Below are 21,977 nucleotides of genomic sequence, written 5' to 3'. Positions count from 1 at the left end.
CCGCGCGGTCCGAATCACCCGGAAGGAGGCCGAGGCTCTATGGCGAGGCCCGACAAGGCTGCCGCGGTTGCCGAGCTGACGGACAAGTTCCGCAGCTCCAACGCCGCCGTGCTGACCGAGTACCGCGGTCTCACCGTGGCGCAGCTCAAGCAGCTGCGCCGGTCGCTCGGTGAGAACGCCCAGTACGCCGTGGTGAAGAACACGCTGACCAAGATTGCGGCCAACGAGGCCGGGATCACGACGCTGGACGACCAGTTCAATGGTCCGACGGCTGTCGCCTTCATCACCGGTGACCCGGTGGAGTCGGCGAAGGGTCTCCGTGACTTCGCCAAGGACAACCCGAATCTCGTCATCAAGGGCGGTGTCCTTGACGGCAAGGCGCTGTCCGCCGACGAGATCAAGAAGCTTGCGGACCTCGAGTCCCGCGAGGTTCTGCTCTCCAAGCTGGCCGGTGCCTTCAAGGCGAAGCAGTCCCAGGCTGCCTCCGTCTTCCAGGCGCTGCCGTCGAAGCTCGTCCGCACCGTGGACGCGCTCCGTGCCAAGCAGGACGAGCAGGGCGGTGCCGAGTAATTCGGCTCGCTTTCCGATCCTCGCCGCTTGAGGCGAGGGTCGTTGCGGGCCCGACGTACGCCCGCCTTACCCAGTACATCCGGCACCTGCCGATTTAGTGGAAGGACCGCCATCATGGCGAAGCTCACCCAGGACGAGCTGCTGGCCCAGTTCGAGGAGATGACCCTCATCGAGCTCTCCGAGTTCGTGAAGGCCTTCGAGGAGAAGTTCGACGTCACCGCCGCCGCTGCCGCGCCGGTCGTCGTCGCCGGTGGTGCCGCTGGTGGCGCCGCCGCCGAGGCCGCCGAGGAGAAGGACGAGTTCGACGTCATCCTCACCGGCGCCGGCGACAAGAAGATCCAGGTCATCAAGGTCGTGCGCGAGCTGACCTCCCTCGGCCTGAAGGAGGCCAAGGACCTGGTCGACGGCACCCCGAAGCCGGTTCTGGAGAAGGTCAACAAGGAGGCCGCCGACAAGGCCAAGGAGGCCCTCGAGGGCGCCGGCGCCTCCGTCGAGGTCAAGTAAGACCTTCGCGAAGAGCGAAACAGTCCCCTAGGGCTGTAACGCGAACGCACCGAAGGGCGATCATCCATCCGGGTGGTCGCCCTTCGGCGTACCCGGGGGCGCGGCGGCGCTTGCCTTGCACCTGTGTGCGCGGGGGGTAAGGTGATCTTCGTCGTGTCTCGGGGGACCTCGGTTCGGCCAAGGGTTCGGCCAAGGAAGCCTTGACGAACCGCACGCAGCGCGCAATTCTCAGGACGCGTCGTCACAAGGATCCGAATCCGAGGCATGGATCGGCGACGAAGAGGGCAGTATCAACGTGCGTTGAGGGCAGCATGCCGCAGGCGTTGAGAACAATGAGGGTCTCAGAAAATGGGGACTGGACATCAGTGTGCCGTGTGGCTACACTGACCCTTTGCGCTGCCTGTTAGCTGCCCCCTGCCCGTCACCAGGGGTCTACCCTCACCTGAGCACGGACGACCAGAAGATCTCCGACCTGGGACTTCTGTCTCTGTGTAGGGGGAGGGGCCGGTACGCGCGTAGTGAGTCCGAGCCCTCGGAAGGACCCCCTCTTGGCCGCCTCGCGCACTGCCTCGACCGCGAATACGAACAACGGCGCCAGCACCGCCCCGCTGCGCATCTCCTTTGCAAAGATCAAGGAGCCCCTCGAGGTTCCGAACCTTCTCGCGCTCCAGACCGAGAGCTTCGACTGGCTCCTCGGCAACGACGCGTGGAAGGCTCGCGTCGAGGAGGCTCTCGAGAACGGTCAGGACGTCCCCACCAAGTCCGGTCTGGAGGAGATCTTCGAGGAGATCTCCCCGATCGAGGACTTCTCCGGGTCGATGTCGCTGACCTTCCGCGACCACCGCTTCGAGCCGCCGAAGAACTCGATCGACGAGTGCAAGGAGCGCGACTTCACGTACGCGGCCCCGCTCTTCGTCACCGCCGAGTTCACCAACAACGAGACCGGCGAGATCAAGTCCCAGACCGTCTTCATGGGCGACTTCCCGCTCATGACGAACAAGGGCACCTTCGTCATCAACGGCACCGAGCGTGTCGTGGTGTCGCAGCTGGTCCGTTCGCCGGGTGTCTACTTCGACTCCTCCATCGACAAGACCTCCGACAAGGACATCTTCTCCGCCAAGATCATCCCGTCCCGGGGTGCCTGGCTGGAGTTCGAGATCGACAAGCGCGACATGGTCGGCGTCCGCGTCGACCGCAAGCGCAAGCAGTCCGTGACCGTCCTGCTCAAGGCGCTCGGCTGGACGACCGAGCAGATCCTCGAGGAGTTCGGCGAGTACGAGTCCATGCGCGCCACCCTGGAGAAGGACCACACCCAGGGCCAGGACGACGCGCTGCTCGACATCTACCGCAAGCTGCGCCCGGGCGAGCCCCCCACGCGCGAGGCCGCGCAGACGCTGCTGGAGAACCTCTACTTCAACCCCAAGCGCTACGACCTCGCCAAGGTCGGCCGCTACAAGGTCAACAAGAAGCTGGGTACGGACACCCCGCTGGACGCGGGCGTCCTGACCGTCGAGGACATCATCGCGACGATCAAGTACCTGGTGAAGCTGCACGCCGGTGAGACCGAGACGGTCGGCGAGTCCGGTCGCTCGATCATCGTCGAGACCGACGACATCGACCACTTCGGCAACCGCCGCATCCGCAGCGTCGGCGAGCTGATCCAGAACCAGGTCCGTACGGGTCTCGCCCGTATGGAGCGCGTCGTGCGCGAGCGCATGACCACCCAGGACGTCGAGGCGATCACGCCGCAGACCCTCATCAACATCCGGCCGGTCGTCGCCTCCATCAAGGAGTTCTTCGGCACCAGCCAGCTGTCCCAGTTCATGGACCAGAACAACCCGCTGTCGGGGCTGACGCACAAGCGTCGTCTGAACGCCCTCGGCCCGGGTGGTCTCTCCCGTGAGCGGGCCGGCTTCGAGGTCCGTGACGTCCACCCGTCGCACTACGGCCGCATGTGCCCGATCGAGACGCCGGAAGGCCCGAACATCGGTCTGATCGGCTCGCTCGCCTCCTACGGCCGGGTCAACGCGTTCGGTTTCATCGAGACGCCGTACCGCAAGGTCGTCGACGGCCAGGTCACCGACGAGGTCGACTACCTGACCGCCGACGAGGAGGACCGCTTCGTCATCGCCCAGGCCAACGCGCCGCTGACCGACGAGCTCCGGTTCGCCGAGGCCCGCGTGCTGGTCCGCCGCAAGGGCGGCGAGGTCGACTACGTCGGCCCCGAGGACGTGGACTACATGGACGTCTCGCCGCGCCAGATGGTGTCGGTCGCGACCGCCATGATCCCCTTCCTCGAGCACGACGACGCCAACCGCGCCCTCATGGGCGCGAACATGATGCGCCAGGCCGTGCCGCTGATTAAGTCCGAGGCGCCGCTCGTCGGCACCGGCATGGAGTACCGCTCCGCGGTCGACGCCGGCGACGTGGTCAAGGCCGAGAAGGCCGGTGTGGTCCAGGAGGTCTCCGCGGACTACATCACCACCGCCAACGACGACGGCACGTACATCACGTACCGCCTGGCCAAGTTCGCCCGCTCCAACCAGGGCACCTCGGTCAACCAGAAGGTCATCGTCAACGAGGGCGACCGGGTCATCGAGGGCCAGGTCCTCGCCGACGGCCCGGCCACCGAGAACGGCGAGATGGCCCTCGGCAAGAACCTGCTGGTCGCGTTCATGCCGTGGGAGGGTCACAACTACGAGGACGCGATCATCCTGTCGCAGCGCCTCGTGCAGGACGACGTCCTCTCCTCGATCCACATCGAGGAGCACGAGGTCGACGCCCGTGACACCAAGCTCGGCCCCGAGGAGATCACCCGGGACATCCCGAACGTCTCCGAGGAGGTCCTCGCCGACCTCGACGAGCGCGGCATCATCCGCATCGGTGCCGAGGTCATCGCCGGTGACATCCTCGTCGGCAAGGTCACGCCCAAGGGTGAGACCGAGCTGACGCCCGAGGAGCGCCTGCTGCGCGCGATCTTCGGTGAGAAGGCCCGTGAGGTCCGCGACACCTCGCTGAAGGTGCCGCACGGCGAGACCGGCAAGGTCATCGGCGTGCGCGTCTTCGACCGCGAGGAGGGCGACGAGCTGCCGCCGGGCGTGAACCAGCTGGTCCGCGTCTACGTCGCGCAGAAGCGCAAGATCACCGACGGTGACAAGCTCGCCGGCCGTCACGGCAACAAGGGTGTCATCTCCAAGATCCTGCCGATCGAGGACATGCCGTTCCTGGAGGACGGCACCCCGGTCGACATCATCCTCAACCCGCTCGGTGTGCCGTCCCGAATGAACCCGGGACAGGTCCTGGAGATCCACCTCGGCTGGCTCGCCAGCCGCGGCTGGGACGTCTCCGGTCTCGCCGACGAGTGGGCGCAGCGCCTCCAGGCCATCGGCGCCGACAAGGTCGAGCCCGGCACCAACGTCGCCACCCCGGTCTTCGACGGTGCGCGTGAGGACGAGCTCGCGGGTCTGCTCCAGCACACCATCCCGAACCGCGACGGCGAGCGCATGGTGCTCCCGACCGGCAAGGCGCGGCTGTTCGACGGCCGTAGCGGTGAGCCGTTCCCGGACCCGATCTCGGTCGGCTACATGTACATCCTGAAGCTGCACCACCTGGTCGACGACAAGCTGCACGCCCGCTCGACCGGTCCGTACTCGATGATCACCCAGCAGCCGCTGGGTGGTAAGGCCCAGTTCGGTGGCCAGCGGTTCGGCGAGATGGAGGTGTGGGCACTCGAGGCGTACGGCGCCGCCTACGCGCTCCAGGAGCTGCTGACCATCAAGTCCGACGACGTGACCGGCCGCGTGAAGGTCTACGAGGCCATCGTCAAGGGCGAGAACATCCCCGAACCCGGCATCCCCGAGTCCTTCAAGGTGCTCATCAAGGAGATGCAGTCGCTCTGCCTGAACGTGGAGGTGCTGTCCAGCGACGGTATGTCCATCGAGATGCGCGACACCGACGAGGACGTCTTCCGCGCAGCGGAGGAGCTCGGTATCGACCTGTCCCGGCGCGAGCCGAGCAGCGTCGAAGAGGTCTGACGGGAGTCCGGGGACCTGTGCCTCACAGGTCCCCGGCCCCAGGACCCCCGTATCAGACCCCAAGACTTACGACCCTGAGAGGGATTGACGCATAGTGCTCGACGTCAACTTCTTCGACGAGCTCCGGATCGGCCTGGCCACCGCTGACGACATCCGTCAGTGGAGCCACGGCGAGGTCAAGAAGCCCGAGACCATCAACTACCGCACCCTCAAGCCGGAAAAGGACGGGCTCTTCTGCGAGAAGATCTTCGGCCCCACCCGGGACTGGGAGTGCTACTGCGGCAAGTACAAGCGCGTCCGCTTCAAGGGCATCATCTGCGAGCGCTGTGGCGTCGAGGTCACGCGCGCCAAGGTGCGCCGTGAGCGGATGGGCCACATCGAGCTCGCCGCGCCCGTCACGCACATCTGGTACTTCAAGGGCGTCCCGTCGCGTCTGGGCTACCTGCTCGACCTCGCCCCGAAGGACCTGGAGAAGGTCATCTACTTCGCCGCGTACATGATCACGTACGTGGACGAGGAGCGCCGCCAGCGCGACCTGCCCTCGCTGGAGGCCCACGTCTCCGTCGAGCGCCAGCAGATCGAGCAGCGCCGCGACGCCGACCTGGAGGCCCGCGCCAAGAAGCTCGAGTCGGACCTGGCCGAGCTGGAGGCCGAGGGCGCCAAGGCCGACGTGCGCCGCAAGGTGCGCGAGGGTGCCGAGCGCGAGATGAAGCAGCTGCGCGACCGCGCGCAGCGCGAGATCGACCGCCTCGACGAGGTGTGGAACCGCTTCAAGAACCTCAAGGTCCAGGACCTGGAGGGCGACGAGCTCCTCTACCGCGAGCTGCGTGACCGCTTCGGCACGTACTTCGACGGCTCGATGGGCGCCGCGGCGCTGCAGAAGCGCCTGGAGTCCTTCGACCTGGAGGAGGAGGCGGAGAAGCTCCGCGAGATCATTCGCACCGGCAAGGGCCAGAAGAAGACCCGTGCGCTCAAGCGCCTGAAGGTCGTCTCCGCGTTCCTGCAGACCTCCAACAGCCCCAAGGGCATGGTGCTGGACTGCGTGCCGGTCATCCCGCCGGACCTGCGTCCGATGGTGCAGCTGGACGGTGGCCGCTTCGCGACCTCCGACCTGAACGACCTGTACCGCCGTGTCATCAACCGCAACAACCGCCTGAAGCGGCTTCTCGACCTCGGCGCGCCCGAGATCATCGTGAACAACGAGAAGCGCATGCTCCAGGAGGCCGTGGACGCGCTCTTCGACAACGGCCGTCGCGGCCGCCCGGTGACGGGCCCCGGCAACCGTCCGCTGAAGTCGCTGTCCGACATGCTCAAGGGCAAGCAGGGCCGCTTCCGTCAGAACCTGCTCGGCAAGCGAGTCGACTACTCGGCGCGTTCCGTCATCGTCGTCGGCCCGCAGCTCAAGCTGCACCAGTGCGGTCTGCCCAAGGCCATGGCACTGGAGCTCTTCAAGCCGTTCGTGATGAAGCGCCTGGTCGACCTGAACCACGCGCAGAACATCAAGAGCGCCAAGCGTATGGTCGAGCGCGGCCGCACGGTCGTGTACGACGTGCTGGAAGAGGTCATCGCGGAGCACCCGGTTCTGCTGAACCGTGCGCCCACGCTGCACCGCCTCGGCATCCAGGCCTTCGAGCCGCAGCTGGTCGAGGGCAAGGCCATCCAGATCCACCCGCTCGTCTGCACCGCGTTCAACGCGGACTTCGACGGTGACCAGATGGCCGTGCACCTGCCGCTGTCCGCGGAGGCGCAGGCCGAGGCCCGCATCCTGATGCTGTCCTCGAACAACATCCTCAAGCCCGCCGACGGCCGCCCGGTGACGATGCCGACCCAGGACATGGTCCTCGGTCTGTACTTCCTCACCACGGACGCCGAGGGCCGCGAGGTCAAGGGCGAGGGCCGTGCCTTCGCCTCGGTCGCCGAGGCGATCATGGCGTTCGACGCCGGCGAGCTGTCGCTCCAGGCGCCGGTCGACATCCGCTTCCCGGTGGGCACCATCCCGCCGCGCGGCTGGGTGCCGCCGGTCCGCGAGGAGGGCGAGCCGGAGTGGCAGCAGGGTGACAGCTTCACGCTGAAGACCACGCTGGGCCGCGCGCTCTTCAACGAGCTGCTGCCCGAGGACTACCCGTTCGTCGACTACGAGGTCGGCAAGAAGCAGCTCTCCCAGATCGTCAACGACCTGGCCGAGCGCTACCCGAAGGTCATCGTGGCGGCGACGCTCGACAACCTGAAGGCGGCCGGCTTCCACTGGGCGACCCGTTCCGGTGTCACCGTGGCCATCTCCGACGTCGTCGTCCCCGAGGCGAAGAAGGAGATCGTCCGCGGCTACGAGGCGCAGGACGAGAAGGTCCAGAAGCAGTACGAGCGCGGTCTGATCACCAAGGACGAGCGCACGCAGGAGCTCATCAAGATCTGGACCAAGGCGACCAACGAGGTCGCCGAGGCGATGAACGACAACTTCCCGAAGACCAACCCGATCTTCATGATGGTGAGCTCGGGTGCGCGAGGCAACATGATGCAGATGCGTCAGATTGCCGGTATGCGTGGTCTGGTGTCGAACGCCAAGAACGAGACGATCCCGCGTCCCATCAAGGCGTCGTTCCGTGAGGGTCTGTCCGTGCTGGAGTACTTCATCTCCACGCACGGTGCCCGTAAGGGTCTGGCGGACACCGCTCTGCGTACCGCCGACTCGGGTTACCTCACCCGTCGTCTGGTCGACGTCTCCCAGGACGTCATCATCCGCGAGGAGGACTGCGGCACCGAGCGCGGTCTGCGGCTGCGGATCGCCGAGCGCAACGCCGAGGGCGTGCTCATCAAGGCGGAGGACGTCGAGACGTCCGTGTACGCGCGCTGCCTCGCCGAGGACATCGTCGTGGACGGCAAGGTGCTGGCCCCGGCCGGCACCGACCTGGGCGACGTGCTCATCGACGAGCTGATCACGCACGGCGTGGAGGAGGTCAAGACCCGCTCGGTCCTGACCTGCGAGTCCGCCGTCGGCACCTGCGCGATGTGCTACGGCCGTTCGCTGGCCACCGGCAAGCTGGTCGACATCGGTGAGGCGGTCGGCATCATCGCCGCCCAGTCCATCGGTGAGCCCGGTACCCAGCTGACGATGCGTACCTTCCACACCGGTGGTGTGGCCGGTGACGACATCACCCAGGGTCTGCCGCGTGTCGTCGAGCTCTTCGAGGCCCGTACCCCGAAGGGTGTCGCCCCGATCTCCGAGGCCTCCGGCCGCGTGCGGATCGAGGAGACCGAGAAGACCAAGAAGATCGTCGTCACCCCGGACGACGGCAGCGACGAGACGGCGTACCCGATCTCGAAGCGCGCCAAGGTCCTGGTCCGCGAGGGCGACCACGTCGAGGTGGGCCAGCAGCTCACCGTGGGTGCCACCAACCCGCACGACGTGCTGCGCATCCTGGGTCAGCGCGCCGTCCAGGTCCACCTGGTCGGCGAGGTCCAGAAGGTGTACAACTCGCAGGGCGTGTCGATCCACGACAAGCACATCGAGATCATCATCCGGCAGATGCTCCGCCGCGTGACGATCATCGAGTCCGGCGACGCCGAGCTGCTGCCCGGCGAGCTGGTCGAGCGCTCCCGCTTCGAGCAGGAGAACCGTCGTGTGGTCCAGGAGGGCGGTCACCCGGCCTCCGGTCGTCCGCAGCTCATGGGTATCACCAAGGCCTCGCTGGCGACGGAATCCTGGCTGTCGGCCGCCTCCTTCCAGGAGACGACCCGAGTCCTGACGGACGCGGCGATCAACGCCAAGTCCGACAGCCTCATCGGCCTCAAGGAGAACGTCATCATCGGTAAGCTCATCCCGGCCGGTACGGGTCTGTCCCGCTACCGCAACATCCGGGTCGAGCCGACCGAGGAGGCCAAGGCCGCGATGTACTCGGCCGTCGGCTACGACGACATCGACTACTCGCCGTTCGGCTCCGGCTCCGGCCAGGCCGTCCCGCTGGAGGACTACGACTACGGTCCGTACAACCAGTAAGCGAGTCGCCTGACCGCATGACCGAAGGGCGGCCACCCCGGAACCGGGGTGGCCGCCCTTCGGCGTGCGCGGGGGAGGAGGGCGGCGGTCTACGGCACGCCCAGCTCGAAGATGACGTAGTGCGCGTACCAGCCCGAGGCCACCGCCGCGGTCGTGAAGAACACCGCCAGACTCGGCGTCTTCAGGCGGCCCAGGGCCGCGGCCGGGGCGAGGAGCAGGGGGAAGGCGGGCAGCAGGTAGCGGCCGGTGTTGCCGAACATCTGCTGGGTGCCCAGCACGGTGACGATCGTCGCCAGGGTGTAGGCGATCAGCACCAGTGGCGGGCGTTTGCGCAGCATGAGCGCGATCAGGAAGGGCAGCGCCAGCACCAGCTGCACGGCGAGCAGGTCGGGCACGCCGAAGGCGAAGACGTAGTCGTGCCGGCCCACGGCCGTGTTCCGCAGGACGTCGAGGGTGTAGGCGCCGTAGTCGAAGAAGTGCGCCCAGCCCTCGCGCTGGAGCGTGAAGTAGGCGGTGGGCTCGCCGGTGGCGTAGCCGACCCAGGCGATGTACGCCGCCAGGCCCAGCGGGGCGACGAGCATGGCGTACACCGGGCCCGCCAGCCCGTGCTCGCGCCGGGCGGCGGGCCGCAGGACGGTCACCAGGGCGGCGAGGCCCACGGCGCCGATGAGCACCGCGGAGGTGGGACGGTTGAGGCCGGCGAGGCAGGCCAGCAGGCCGGCCGCCACCCAGCGGCGGGTCATCACGCAGTAGCAGGCCCAGGCCGCGATGGCGACGAACACGGACTCCGAGTACACCGCCCACTCGACGCCCGCGCCGGGCGCCACGGCCCACAGCCCGGCCGCGATCGTGCCCGCTCGCGCCCCGGCGACCAGGCGGATCACGGCGTAGATCCCGGCGGCGGCGACGAACGACGACACGACGGAGACCAGGATCCCGGCGCCGTACAGGCCGAGCCCGGTCACCTCCGACACCAGCCGGATCAGACCCGGGTACAGCGGGAAGAAGGCGACCGAGTTCTGCTGGACCGTGAACAGGCCGTCGGTGTTCAGCCGGACCAGCGCGGGCTGGTAGCCGTGCTCGGCGATCTGGAGGTACCACCAGCCGTCCCAGGTGGCGAGGACGTCCCACCAGTGGGCGCCGCCGCCGAACCGCGGCTGCTTGCCGCGGTAGTCGCCGGCCCACTCCAGCAGGACGGCGAAGACGGTGAGGCCGGTCAGCTTCGTGACGCCGTACAGGAGGAGCGGGGGCAGGTAGGGGCGCGCGGCGGCCGGCAGGGCCGGGCGCCGGGCCGCCCGGGGGCGTCCGGCGCGCTCGCCGGTGCCGTCCTCGCCGGAGCCGCGCTCGCCCGGCGGTGCGTCCTCAGTGGTACCGGTCTCCGTGCCGGCGCCGGTCTCCGTGTCGGTACCGGCCTCCGTGTCGGTGCCGCTCTTCGTGTCTTTCGCGGCCATGGCCATGGCTGTCGCCCCCTCGTCCCCCTCGCCGGTCGCACGCTCGCCGGCGTGGCCACGGGGTACCGGCCGGGGGACCGGACGAGACCGCGCGGAGGCCGGATGCCTGTGCTTTGTCTGTCATAAGATCGCACAAACGTCGCACGTTTGTGCTGGGGGTCTGGGGAGGGCCGCGTGGCCGAGGAACCGTACGAGACGCCCGTGCTGTCGGTCGTCATACCCGTGTACAACGAGGAAGAGGTCCTCCCCGCGCTGGTCAGCAGGGTGCGTCCGGTCCTCGCGGACCTGGAGGTGCCCTACGAGCTCGTCGCCGTGGACGACGGCAGCACCGACCGCACGGCCGAACTGCTGGCCGCCTTCCGGCTCGGCTGGCCCGAGCTGCGCGTGGTCTCCCTGCGGCGCAATTCCGGCCACCAGGCCGCGCTCACCGCCGGCCTGGACCGGGCCGTCGGCGCCTACGTCCTCACCCTGGACGCCGACCTCCAGGACCCGCCCGAGAAGATCCCGGAGATGCTCGCGCTGGCGCGCACCGAGGGCCTCGACATCGTCTACGGCGTCCGCGCCGACCGCAGCAGTGACACCGGCTTCAAGCGCTGGACCGCGACCGCCTACTACCGGCTGGTGCGCCGCCTGGCCGGGACGCAGGTGCCCGCGCAGGCCGGCGACTTCCGGCTGCTCAGCCGCGCCGCCGTGGACGCCCTGAAGGCCCTGCCCGACCAGCAGCGGGTCTACCGCCTGCTCGTGCCGTGGCTGGGCTTCCCGAGCGGCCAGGTCACCTACGAGCGCGCCCCGCGGCCCGCCGGCACGACCAAGTACCCGCTGGGCCGGATGATCCGCCTCGCCGTCGACAGCATCACCGGCTTCTCGGCGGCACCGCTGCGGCTGGCGACCTGGCTGGGCGTCGGCGCCTTCCTGATCTGTGCCGGGCTGCTCGTCTACACGCTGGTGGCCTACGCCCTCGGCCGCACCGTGCCCGGCTGGACCTCCCTCTTCACCGGGGTGCTGTTCATCGGCGCGGTCCAGCTGATCTGCGTGGGCCTGCTCGGCGAGTACGTCGCGCGGATCTATACGGCGGTGCAGAACCGGCCCACGTACTTCGTGCGGCACGACTCGGCCGGGGCCGCCGCCGGCGCGCCGTCCGCACCGGCGCCGCTCCCGGCCCCGTCGGACCCGGCCGAGGTGCCGGTCCGGCGGGGGTGAGCCGCCGCCCGGCGGGACGGGTTTCCCGGCGGGGCGAGCGGGCCGGGGCGCCGGTGTCCGGGCGGCCGGAGGGGGATGGACAGGGCCCCGGCAAGCGGGGCATTTTCACATGGACCGGGCGCCCTGGCCGGTCCTGCCCATTTGTTTTGACCGCAGCGAATGCGATAGGTACGCTCAGACCTTGTGCCTGGGGTGTGCCCTGGCTCTCGTGCGTGCCTTCACACCGCACAGGGTCCGACAGCGGCCACCGTAATCTGCGCCTTTTTCGCCCCTGCGGCGGGAGACTGCCGGATTCGACACACCCGACCGCGTGGGTCGGCGACGTTCCAGGTTAGCTGTACCCATCGGCACACAGAAACCGGAGAAGTAGTGCCTACGATCCAGCAGCTGGTCCGGAAGGGCCGGCAGGACAAGGTCGAGAAGAACAAGACGCCCGCACTCGAGGGTTCCCCTCAGCGCCGTGGCGTCTGCACGCGTGTGTTCACGACCACCCCGAAGAAGCCGAACTCGGCCCTCCGTAAGGTCGCGCGTGTGCGTCTGACCAGCGGCATCGAGGTCACGGCCTACATTCCGGGTGAGGGACACAACCTGCAGGAGCACTCCATCGTGCTCGTGCGCGGCGGCCGTGTGAAGGACCTGCCGGGTGTTCGCTACAAGATCATCCGCGGTTCGCTCGACACCCAGGGTGTCAAGAACCGCAAGCAGGCTCGCAGCCGTTACGGCGCCAAGAAGGAGAAGTAAGAATGCCTCGTAAGGGCCCCGCCCCGAAGCGCCCGGTCATCATCGACCCGGTCTACGGCTCTCCTCTGGTGACCTCCCTGATCAACAAGGTGCTGCTGAACGGCAAGCGCTCCACCGCCGAGCGCATCGTCTACGGCGCCATGGAGGGCCTGCGCGAGAAGACCGGCAACGACCCGGTCATCACGCTCAAGCGCGCTCTCGAGAACATCAAGCCGACCCTCGAGGTCAAGTCCCGCCGTGTCGGTGGCGCCACCTACCAGGTCCCGGTCGAGGTCAAGCCCGGCCGTGCCAACACCCTGGCGCTGCGCTGGCTGGTCGGTTACTCCCGCGCCCGTCGCGAGAAGACCATGACCGAGCGTCTGCTCAACGAGCTCCTCGACGCCAGCAACGGCCTCGGTGCCGCTGTGAAGAAGCGCGAGGACACGCACAAGATGGCCGAGTCCAACAAGGCCTTCGCGCACTACCGCTGGTAGTCGGAACCCCTTCGAGAACCGAGAGAAGACTGAAGCCTTATGGCTACCACTTCGCTTGACCTGGCCAAGGTGCGCAACATCGGCATCATGGCCCACATCGACGCGGGCAAGACGACCACCACCGAGCGGATCCTGTTCTACACCGGCGTTTCGTACAAGATCGGTGAGGTCCACGACGGCGCTGCCACCATGGACTGGATGGAGCAGGAGCAGGAGCGTGGCATCACGATCACCTCTGCTGCCACCACCTGCCACTGGTCGCTGGAGAACGTCGACCACACCATCAACATCATCGACACCCCGGGTCACGTCGACTTCACCGTCGAGGTGGAGCGCTCCCTGCGCGTGCTCGACGGTGCCGTGACGGTGTTCGACGGCGTCGCCGGCGTCGAGCCGCAGTCCGAGACGGTGTGGCGTCAGGCGGACCGCTACGGCGTTCCGCGTATCTGCTTCGTCAACAAGCTCGACCGCACCGGTGCCGAGTTCCACCGCTGTGTCGACATGATCTCCGACCGCCTGGGCGCGCAGCCGCTGGTCATGCAGCTGCCCATCGGTGCCGAGGCCGACTTCAAGGGCGTTGTGGACCTGGTCCGCATGAAGGCCCTGGTCTGGTCCGCGGAGGCCACCAAGGGCGAGATGTACGACGTCGTCGACATCCCGGACACCCACCTCGAGGCTGCCGAGGAGTACCGCGGCAAGCTTCTGGAGGCCGTCGCCGAGAACGACGAAGAGATGATGGAGCTGTACCTGGAGGGCACCGAGCCCACCGAGGAGCAGCTGTACGCGGCCATCCGCCGCATCACCATCGCCTCCGGCAAGGGCCAGGGCACCACGGTGACCCCGGTCTTCTGCGGCACCGCCTTCAAGAACAAGGGCGTCCAGCCCCTGCTCGACGCGGTCGTGCGCTACCTGCCGTCCCCGGTCGACATCGAGGCCATCGAGGGCCACGACGTCAAGGACCCGGAGACGGTCATCAAGCGCAAGCCGTCCGACGAGGAGCCGCTGTCGGCGCTGGCGTTCAAGATCATGAGCGACCCGCACCTCGGCAAGCTCACCTTCGTCCGCGTGTACTCCGGCCGCCTGGAGTCCGGCACCTCGGTGCTGAACTCCGTCAAGGGCCGCAAGGAGCGCATCGGCAAGATCTACCGCATGCACGCCAACAAGCGTGAGGAGATCGAGTCGGTGGGCGCCGGCGACATCATCGCGGTCATGGGTCTGAAGCAGACCACGACCGGTGAGACGCTGTGCGACGAGAAGGCCCCGGTGATCCTGGAGTCCATGGACTTCCCGGCGCCGGTCATCCAGGTCGCCATCGAGCCCAAGTCGAAGGGCGACCAGGAGAAGCTGGGCGTCGCGATCCAGCGCCTCGCGGAGGAGGACCCCTCCTTCCAGGTCTCCACCAACGAGGAGACCGGCCAGACCATCATCGGCGGCATGGGCGAGCTGCACCTCGAGGTGCTCGTCGACCGCATGCGCCGTGAGTTCAAGGTCGAGGCCAACGTCGGCAAGCCGCAGGTCGCCTACCGCGAGACGATCCGCAAGACCGTCGAGAAGGTCGAGTACACCCACAAGAAGCAGACCGGTGGTACGGGCCAGTTCGGCCGCGTCATCATCTCGGTCGAGCCGATCGAGGGTGGCGACGCGTCCTACGAGTTCGTCAACAAGGTCACCGGTGGCCGTATCCCGAAGGAGTACATCCCTTCGGTCGACGCCGGCTGCCAGGAGGCCATGCAGTTCGGCATCCTCGCCGGTTACGAGATGACCGGTGTGCGCGTGACCCTGCTCGACGGTGCCTACCACGAGGTCGACTCCTCGGAGCTGGCCTTCAAGATCGCCGGTTCGCAGGCCTTCAAGGAGGCCGCGCGCAAGGCGTCCCCCGTGCTCCTGGAGCCGATGATGGCCGTCGAGGTCACCACGCCCGAGGACTACATGGGTGACGTCATCGGCGACATCAACTCCCGCCGTGGCCAGATCCAGGCCATGGAGGAGCGGGCGGGTGCCCGCGTCGTGAAGGGCCTCGTGCCCCTGTCGGAGATGTTCGGCTACGTCGGAGACCTCCGCAGCAAGACGTCGGGTCGCGCAAGCTACTCGATGCAGTTCGACTCCTACGCCGAGGTTCCGCGGAACGTCGCCGAGGAGATCATCGCGAAGGCCAAGGGCGAGTAACGGACCTCGCGTCCACGCCGTAGGCTTGACTCCGGAGCCTCGTGGGGCAAACAACCGCAATCGCGGGGGTTTGCCCCCGGGATCCGGGCCATCCAGCAAAGATCACCTGGCGCCGATGAAGCAAGGCGTTCAGAACCACTCCACAGGAGGACCCCAGTGGCGAAGGCGAAGTTCGAGCGGACTAAGCCGCACGTCAACATCGGCACCATCGGTCACATCGACCACGGTAAGACGACCCTCACGGCCGCCATTACCAAGGTGCTGCACGACGCGTACCCGGACCTGAACGAGGCCACCCCGTTCGACAACATCGACAAGGCGCCCGAGGAGCGCCAGCGCGGTATCACCATCTCCATCGCGCACGTCGAGTACCAGACCGAGGCGCGTCACTACGCCCACGTCGACTGCCCGGGTCACGCGGACTACATCAAGAACATGATCACGGGTGCGGCGCAGATGGACGGCGCCATCCTCGTGGTCGCCGCCACCGACGGCCCGATGCCGCAGACCAAGGAGCACGTGCTCCTGGCCCGCCAGGTCGGCGTTCCGTACATCGTGGTCGCCCTGAACAAGGCCGACATGGTGGACGACGAGGAGATCCTGGAGCTCGTCGAGCTCGAGGTCCGTGAGCTCCTCACCGAGTACGAGTTCCCGGGCGACGACGTTCCGGTCGTCAAGGTCTCCGCTCTGAAGGCCCTCGAGGGCGAGAAGGAGTGGGTGGACTCCGTCCTCAACCTGATGAAGGCCGTCGACGAGGCCATCCCGCAGCCGGAGCGCGACGTCGACAAGCCGTTCCTCATGCCGATCGAGGACGTCTTCACCATCACCGGTCGCGGTACGGTCGTCACCGGCCGTATCGAGCGTGGTGTCCTCAAGGTCAACGAGACCGTCGACATCATCGGCATCAAGCCGGAGAAGACCTCCACCACGGTCACCGGCATCGAGATGTTCCGCAAGCTGCTCGACGAGGGCCAGGCCGGTGAGAACGTCGGTCTGCTCCTCCGTGGCATCAAGCGCGAGGACGTCGAGCGCGGCCAGGTCATCATCAAGCCGGGCTCGGTCACCCCGCACACCGAGTTCGAGGCGCAGGCCTACATCCTGTCCAAGGACGAGGGTGGCCGCCACACGCCGTTCTTCAACAACTACCGTCCGCAGTTCTACTTCCGTACGACGGACGTGACCGGCGTCGTGACCCTCCCCGAGGGCACCGAGATGGTCATGCCGGGTGACAACACCGAGATGAAGGTGGAGCTCATCCAGCCCGTCGCCATGGAGGAGGGCCTGAAGTTCGCCATCCGTGAGGGTGGTCGCACGGTGGGCGCCGGCCAGGTCACCAAGATCGTCAAGTAAGTACCGCTTGCTTGACGGCCTGAAGGTCACCTGACCTGCAACGGCCTGAAGGGGCCCGTACGACTTCGGTCGTGCGGGCCCCTTCTGCATGTCCGCGTGCGGGCGGGTCACGCGTACGTGAGGGCCGGGCGGGTCATCGGGTGTCCGGGCGTGCGGGCCGGGCGGGTCATCGGGTGTCCGGGCGTGCGGGGCCTCGCGTGCCCGGGTGTGCGGGGCCTGCGCGCTTGATCCGGGCCCGGTGCGGCGTGGCTGCGGTTGCGTGTGCCGAGCGGAACGCGCCGGGCGGCGCCCCCCGGGGGACGTTTCCGGGCGCGTCTTCCCGCCGGTTTCCCCCGCTGCTGCGCAAGGGCAGGTGGAAACGTTTCTGCTCCTCAATCGCCTCCCTGCGCCACCCCACCGCTTCGCCGGTGGGGGCGGGAGGAGGGCGAAAGGGTGTCTCTACCATGCATCCTTTTGTCCGCTGATATGACTTACAGGTTCGGTCTTGCCCGGCCCGCTCGGTGCGCAGCTAGCTGGTGACACAGCCGCCGACCGCAAGGAAGGACGGCGGCACCGCTCACACCGAGGAGATGCCATGAAGAAGGCATACGAGGCCCCCACACTCGTCCGCCTGGGGTCGTTCCGCCGGAAGACCGGGCTGCTGCAGCGCAGCGGCAACGACCGTCTGATCCTCAGCAAGAACTGACGGCGGCCGGCAGGTAACGCGGCCTGATGTCCGACACGCACGAGAGTGCGGGAACGGGCCCCGGCGACGCGCACTTCGCGGTCTTCCCCGACTGCGAGGAGGCCGCCGCCGTGGCCCGCTTCTTCCGCCGCCCCGGAACACGCGTCCTCGCCCACGCCTCGGGCCGCCCGTGGCTGGTCGGCCACTGGTCCGACACGGAGATCACCACGGCCCGGGCCGGGAGGGCGGCCCTCGCCGTCGTCGGGTGGTGCCCGGCCGGCCGGGACGAACTGGAACGCCGCGCCGCCCGCCTGCGCGACCTCGCCGAACTCGACGCACTCGCCCGGTCCCTGCCGGGCAGCTTCCACCTGGTGGCCGCGCTCGACGGGCAGCTCAGGGTCCAGGGCACCGCCTCCGGGCTCCGGCTGGTCTTCCACGCGCGCGCGGGCGGGGTGCACGTGGCGGCGACCAGCGCCGACCTGCTCGCCGCGGCCCTGGGCAGCGAACCGGACACCGGGGAGCTGGCGGTGCGGCTGCTGTGGCCGGTGCCGCACCCCCTGTACGAGACCTCCGTGTGGGAGGGAGTCGACGCCGTCTCCCCCGAGGAAGCCCTCGTCGTCTCCGCCGACGGACGACGGGTACGGCACTCCCGCTGGTGGTGGCCCCCGGAACCGGTCCGCTCGCTCGCGCAGGGCGCGCCCCGGGTCCGGGAGGCGCTGGCGGAGGCGGTGGACGTGCGCACCCGGCCGGGCGGCACGGTCAGCTGCGACCTGTCCGGCGGCCTGGACTCCACGTCCGTGTGCTTCCTGGCCGCCCGTTCCCCGGCCTCCGTGGTGGCGGCCACCTGGCCGGGACGGGACCCCGCCGACACCGACCTGGCCTGGGCCCGGCAGGCGGCGGGCCACCTCCCCCAGGTCGACCACGTGGTCTGGGACGCGGACGCGTCGGCGCTGGTCTACTCGGACCTGCTGGACATCGACGACCTGCTGGACGAGCCGTCCATCGGCGTGATGGACCGCTCGCGCGTCCTGCAGCACCTGCCCTGGCTGGCCGCACGCGGCAGCCGCGTCCACCTCACCGGGATCGGCGGGGACCACGTCGCCTGGTGCTCCGAGGCGTACTACCACCGGCTGCTGCGCACGCGTCCGCTGTTCGCCGTAGGCCGGCTGCGCGGCTTCCGCGCCCTGTGGACCTGGCCGCTCGGCGCGACCGTCCGCGCGCTGGCCGACACCCGGCCGTACCCGGTCTGGCTGGCGCACTGCGCCGGCCGGCTGCGCGATCCGATGCCGCGGTCCTCGGCCACCGGCAGTCTCGGCTGGGGGATGGCGCCCCGGCTGTTCCCCTGGGCGACCCCCGAGGCGGAGCGGCTGGCCCGCCACGCCCTGCTGGAGGCGGCGGCCCGGGCCCGGCCCCTGCACACCGACCGGGGGATGCACACGGACCTGGAGCTCATCCGCACCTGCACCCGCATCATCCGCCAGTGGGAGCGGATGGCGGCCCGGGCGGGGCTCCCGATGGCCTCGCCGTTCCTCGACGACCGGGTGATCGAGGCATGTCTCGCGGTCCGTCCGGAGGACCGCGTCACGCCGTGGCGGTACAAACCCCTGCTCGCCGAGGCCATGCGCGGCGTCGTCCCGGAGGCGTGCCTGCGGCGTACGAACAAGGCCGAGGCGTCGATGGACGCGTCGGACGGGCTGCGGCGCCACCGCGGTGACCTGATGACCCTGTGGACCGGCTCCCGGCTGGAACGCCTCGGCCTGGTCGACGGCGAGGCGCTGCGCCGGCTCGCGCAGCGGCCCTCCGCACCGGGCCTGCGCGACGCGATCCTCTACTCGACCATCGCGTGCGAGGTGTGGCTGCGGACCCGGGACCGCGCGCCGCACCCGGGGCCCGCCGTCCGCCGACCGACGGAAAACCTCCGCTGACCGATGGAAAACGGCAGAAAGGCAGCGACCGTATGACTCTCCGATTCGGCGCCGACGTCTCCACCGCTCAGACCGAGTACGGAACCGTCCTCCTCGACCAGCGCAGCGGTGACTACTGGGAGCTCAACCCCACCGGCGCGCTGGTGGTGCGGACGCTGATGGAGGGCGGCGACCGGGCGGCAGCCGTCGCCGCGCTCGTCGCACGGTTCGACATCGACACCGACCGGGCGGCACGGGACGTGGACGCCCTCGTCCGCGACCTGCGGGAAGCGGGGCTGGTCTCATGACGACACCCAGCGCGCTGGACCGGCCGGCCGGGGTCCCCCTCGCCCGGCGGCTGGCCGCCCGCCTCGTCCTGGGCCCCGCCCTGGCCCTGTCGTTCCTGCCGCCGCGCCACCTGCGCGGCGTACTGGAACAGGTACGCCGGGGGGCCCGGCCCGCCTCGCCCGCCGAGGCGGCGGCGGCGCGCGAGGCGCTGTGCGCGGTGAGCCTGCGCTGCGCCGGGCCCCGGGGCTGCCTCCCGCGGTCGCTGGGCGCCGCGCTGCTGTGCCGGCTGCACGGCACCTGGCCCACCTGGTGCGCGGGGGTGCGCAGGGTGCCGCCGTTCGCGGCCCACGCCTGGATCGAGGCCGGGGGCCGCCCGGTGGGGGAGGGGGTCCCGGACGACTACTTCGCGCGGCTGGTGACGGTGGAGCCGGTGACGCGGGCCACGCGGGCGCCGCGGGCGGTGACATGAGCGGCACCGCCGTGGCGGGGGACGCTTCGGGCGCCTCGGACGCCTCCCCGCGGGGCGGCCCGGACCCCGTCGGCGGGCCGGGAGGATCCGGACGGCCGGACGGCCGCCCGCCCGCCCGCACGGTGGCCGCCCTCTTCCGGCTGACGGCGGGTCACCGGCCCTCCATGGCCCTGGCCACCGCGCTGACCCTGGCCGCGTCGGCCCTGGGGCTCGCCCAGCCGCTCGTCGCCAAGCACGTCGTGGACTCCAGCGCCCGCGGCGAGGTGCTCTGGCCGCTCCTGCTGCTCCTGGCCGGGCTCTTCACCGCCGAGGCGGCGACGGGGGCAATCGGCCGCTTCCTGCTGGACCGCATGGGCGAGGGCGTGGTGCGCATGGTGCGCCACGCCCTGGTGTCGCGGCTGCTGCGGCTGGAGATGCGGGAGCTGGACCGCCGCCGCGGCGGCGACCTGGTCTCCCGGGTCACCGCCGACACCACCCTGCTGCGGGACGTGGTGTCGCAGGCGCTGGTCGACCTGCTGACCGGGTGCCTCGTCTCGGCCGGGGCCCTGCTGCTCATGCTGTGGCTGGACCCCTTCCTGCTGCTCCTCGTCGTGGCGACGGTGTCCCTGGCCGCCGTCGCCGTCGCCACGCTCCTGAAGGGCATCCGGACGGCGTCGGAGCACATGCAGGACTCCGTCGGCGCGATCGCCGCCGAGCTGGAGCGCGCGCTCGGCGCCCTGCCGGTGGTGCGGGTGTACCGGGCCGAGGAGCGCGAGGAACGCCGCGTCGGCGGGCGCGTGGACGCGGCGTACCGCTCGGGGGTACGGGCGGCGAAGCTGGCGGCGGTCATGAGCAGCGCCGTCGAACTCGCGGTCCAGGGGTCCTTCCTGCTCGTCCTGGTCGTCGGCGGCCTGCGCGTCGGGGGCGGCGGGGCCGGGTCCCTCGGGGACCTGGTCGCCTTCCTGCTGTACGCGTCGTACCTGGTGCTGCCGCTGTCGTCGGTGTTCCGCGCGGTCGGGCTGATCCAGCGGGGCACGGGCGCCTACCGGAGGATCGACGAGGCCCTCGCCCTGCCCGAGGAGCCGGTACGGCGGACCGGGACCGCGTCTTCGGCTCCTGGGCCGTTCGCGTCTTCGGCTCCCGGGCCCTCGTCTTCGGCTCCCGGGCCCTCGTCTTCGGCTCCCGAGCCGTTCGCGTCTTCGGCTCCCGAGCCCTCGTCTTCGGCTCCCGAGCCGTTCGCGTCTTCGGCCTCCCGGCCGTCGGTGTCCTCGGCTCCCGGGCCGTCCGCGCTTTCGGCCTCCCGGGCGTCCGTGTCTTCCGCCCTCGGGCCGTCCGCGCCTTCGGCCCCCCGGTCGTCCGCGGCCGGCGCGGAGCCCCCCGCGCTGGAGCTGACGGACGTCCGGTTCGGGTACGGCCCGGAGCGGCAGGTGCTGCGCGGGGTGTCCCTCACCGTGCCACGCCACGGCCTGGTGGCCCTGGTCGGCCGCTCGGGCGCGGGCAAGAGCACCCTCTTCTCGCTGGTCGCGCGCCTGTACGAGCCGGACGCCGGGACCATCCGGTTCGACGGCCGCCCCGCCACCGCCATGAGCCGCCGGGAGAGCCGGGCCGGCCTCGCCCTGGTGGACCAGAACACGCACGTCCTGGAGGGCACCCTGAGGGAGAACCTCACCTACGCCGCGCCCGGCGCCACCGAGGACGACATCCTCCGCGTCGTACGGCTGGCCCGGCTCGGCCAGGTGGTACGGCGGCTGCCCGGCGGCCTCGACGGCCGGCTCGGGGACCGCGGCGGCACCCTCTCCGCCGGGGAGCGGCAGCGCGTCGCCCTGGCCCGTGCCCTGCTCGCCCGGCCGCGGCTGCTCCTCCTCGACGAGCCCACCTCGCACCTCGACGCCGTCAACGAGGCCGCGCTCGCCCGGGCGCTGGACGAGGTCACCTCCGAGTGCGCGGTCCTCGTCATCGCGCACCGCCTCTCCACCGTCCAGCACGCCGACCGGATCGTGGTCGTCGACGACGGCCGCACCGTCGCCTCCGGCCGGCACGACGACCTCCTCGTCACCAGCCCGGTCTACCGGGAGCTGGCCGCCACCCAGGTGCTGCGCGGGCCCCGCGACGGGTGACCGGCCGCCCGGCCGCCCACGGGACGGACGGCGGCGAAGCGGCGCGAAACCTTTCGTTGCCGCTTCGTTGCCG

15 protein-coding genes are annotated in these 21,977 nt (G+C 69.6%); 14 read left to right on the top strand and 1 reads right to left on the bottom strand.

Going from position 1 to position 21,977, the window contains the following annotated elements:
* The first annotated feature begins 39 nt into the window (after positions 1–39).
* From rplJ to ABZ340_RS02675, 4 genes are all read left to right on the top strand, one after another.
* Positions 40–570 carry a 50S ribosomal protein L10 gene (gene rplJ, locus ABZ340_RS02690; RefSeq protein ID WP_358779919.1) on the top strand — a complete coding sequence of 177 codons (531 nt, stop codon included), beginning with the start codon at positions 40–42 and terminating at the stop codon, positions 568–570.
* A 114-nt stretch (positions 571–684) separates the two neighbouring features.
* Positions 685–1,074 (top strand): 50S ribosomal protein L7/L12, encoded by a 390-nt coding sequence (rplL, locus tag ABZ340_RS02685; protein ID WP_103781429.1) that lies wholly within the window; start codon positions 685–687, stop codon positions 1,072–1,074.
* A gap of 548 nt (positions 1,075–1,622) precedes the next feature.
* A complete protein-coding gene (rpoB, locus tag ABZ340_RS02680; RefSeq protein WP_358779918.1) occupies positions 1,623–5,108 on the top strand; it encodes a DNA-directed RNA polymerase subunit beta in 3,486 nt (1,161 codons plus the stop codon).
* 94 nt (positions 5,109–5,202) lie between these two features.
* A complete protein-coding gene (locus tag ABZ340_RS02675) occupies positions 5,203–9,102 on the top strand; it encodes a DNA-directed RNA polymerase subunit beta' (protein ID WP_358779917.1) in 3,900 nt (1,299 codons plus the stop codon).
* A gap of 89 nt (positions 9,103–9,191) precedes the next feature.
* Here the strand turns inward: ABZ340_RS02675 and ABZ340_RS02670 are convergent, their stop codons facing one another.
* Complete coding sequence (locus ABZ340_RS02670) at positions 9,192–10,553, bottom strand: glycosyltransferase family 39 protein (protein WP_358779916.1); 1,362 nt, start codon at positions 10,551–10,553, stop codon at positions 9,192–9,194.
* Positions 10,554–10,727: 174 nt separating this feature from the next.
* On the opposite strand from ABZ340_RS02670, the gene ABZ340_RS02665 reads away from it, so the two are divergent.
* From ABZ340_RS02665 to ABZ340_RS02620, 10 genes are all read left to right on the top strand, one after another.
* Positions 10,728–11,753 carry a glycosyltransferase family 2 protein gene (locus tag ABZ340_RS02665; RefSeq protein WP_358779915.1) on the top strand — a complete coding sequence of 342 codons (1,026 nt, stop codon included), beginning with the start codon at positions 10,728–10,730 and terminating at the stop codon, positions 11,751–11,753.
* Between the two features lie 369 nt (positions 11,754–12,122).
* Positions 12,123–12,494 (top strand): 30S ribosomal protein S12, encoded by a 372-nt coding sequence (rpsL, locus tag ABZ340_RS02660; RefSeq protein ID WP_003948652.1) that lies wholly within the window; start codon positions 12,123–12,125, stop codon positions 12,492–12,494.
* Between the two features lie 2 nt (positions 12,495–12,496).
* On the top strand, positions 12,497–12,967 hold the full coding sequence (gene rpsG / locus ABZ340_RS02655) for a 30S ribosomal protein S7 (RefSeq protein ID WP_003998848.1): 471 nt from the start codon (positions 12,497–12,499) through the stop codon (positions 12,965–12,967).
* A 39-nt stretch (positions 12,968–13,006) separates the two neighbouring features.
* The gene (gene fusA, locus ABZ340_RS02650; RefSeq protein WP_358779914.1) at positions 13,007–15,133 is read left to right on the top strand and encodes an elongation factor G; all 2,127 of its coding nucleotides are present in this window, start codon (positions 13,007–13,009) and stop codon (positions 15,131–15,133) included.
* Positions 15,134–15,289: 156 nt separating this feature from the next.
* Entirely contained in the window at positions 15,290–16,483 is a 1,194-nt protein-coding gene (gene tuf / locus ABZ340_RS02645) for an elongation factor Tu (RefSeq protein ID WP_358779913.1), read from the top strand.
* Positions 16,484–17,057: 574 nt separating this feature from the next.
* Positions 17,058–17,168, top strand: coding sequence for a keywimysin-related RiPP (locus tag ABZ340_RS02640; RefSeq protein ID WP_104532192.1), 111 nt, complete (start codon positions 17,058–17,060; stop codon positions 17,166–17,168).
* 26 nt (positions 17,169–17,194) lie between these two features.
* A complete protein-coding gene (locus tag ABZ340_RS02635) occupies positions 17,195–19,072 on the top strand; it encodes a lasso peptide isopeptide bond-forming cyclase (RefSeq protein ID WP_358779912.1) in 1,878 nt (625 codons plus the stop codon).
* A gap of 32 nt (positions 19,073–19,104) precedes the next feature.
* Positions 19,105–19,359 carry a lasso peptide biosynthesis PqqD family chaperone gene (locus ABZ340_RS02630; protein ID WP_358779911.1) on the top strand — a complete coding sequence of 85 codons (255 nt, stop codon included), beginning with the start codon at positions 19,105–19,107 and terminating at the stop codon, positions 19,357–19,359.
* Complete coding sequence (locus tag ABZ340_RS02625; protein WP_358779910.1) at positions 19,356–19,808, top strand: lasso peptide biosynthesis B2 protein; 453 nt, start codon at positions 19,356–19,358, stop codon at positions 19,806–19,808. Before ABZ340_RS02630 ends, ABZ340_RS02625 begins: the two co-directional genes overlap by 4 nt.
* Complete coding sequence (locus ABZ340_RS02620; protein ID WP_358779909.1) at positions 19,805–21,904, top strand: ABC transporter ATP-binding protein; 2,100 nt, start codon at positions 19,805–19,807, stop codon at positions 21,902–21,904. Before ABZ340_RS02625 ends, ABZ340_RS02620 begins: the two co-directional genes overlap by 4 nt.
* Positions 21,905–21,977: the final 73 nt, after the last annotated feature.

It is taken from the genome of Streptomyces sp. NPDC006134 (genome assembly GCF_040628835.1).
In the GTDB taxonomy this organism is placed as follows: domain Bacteria; phylum Actinomycetota; class Actinomycetes; order Streptomycetales; family Streptomycetaceae; genus Streptomyces.
Note: the sequence above shows the minus strand (reverse complement) of the source record. Positions and strands in the feature narration are given on the sequence as shown.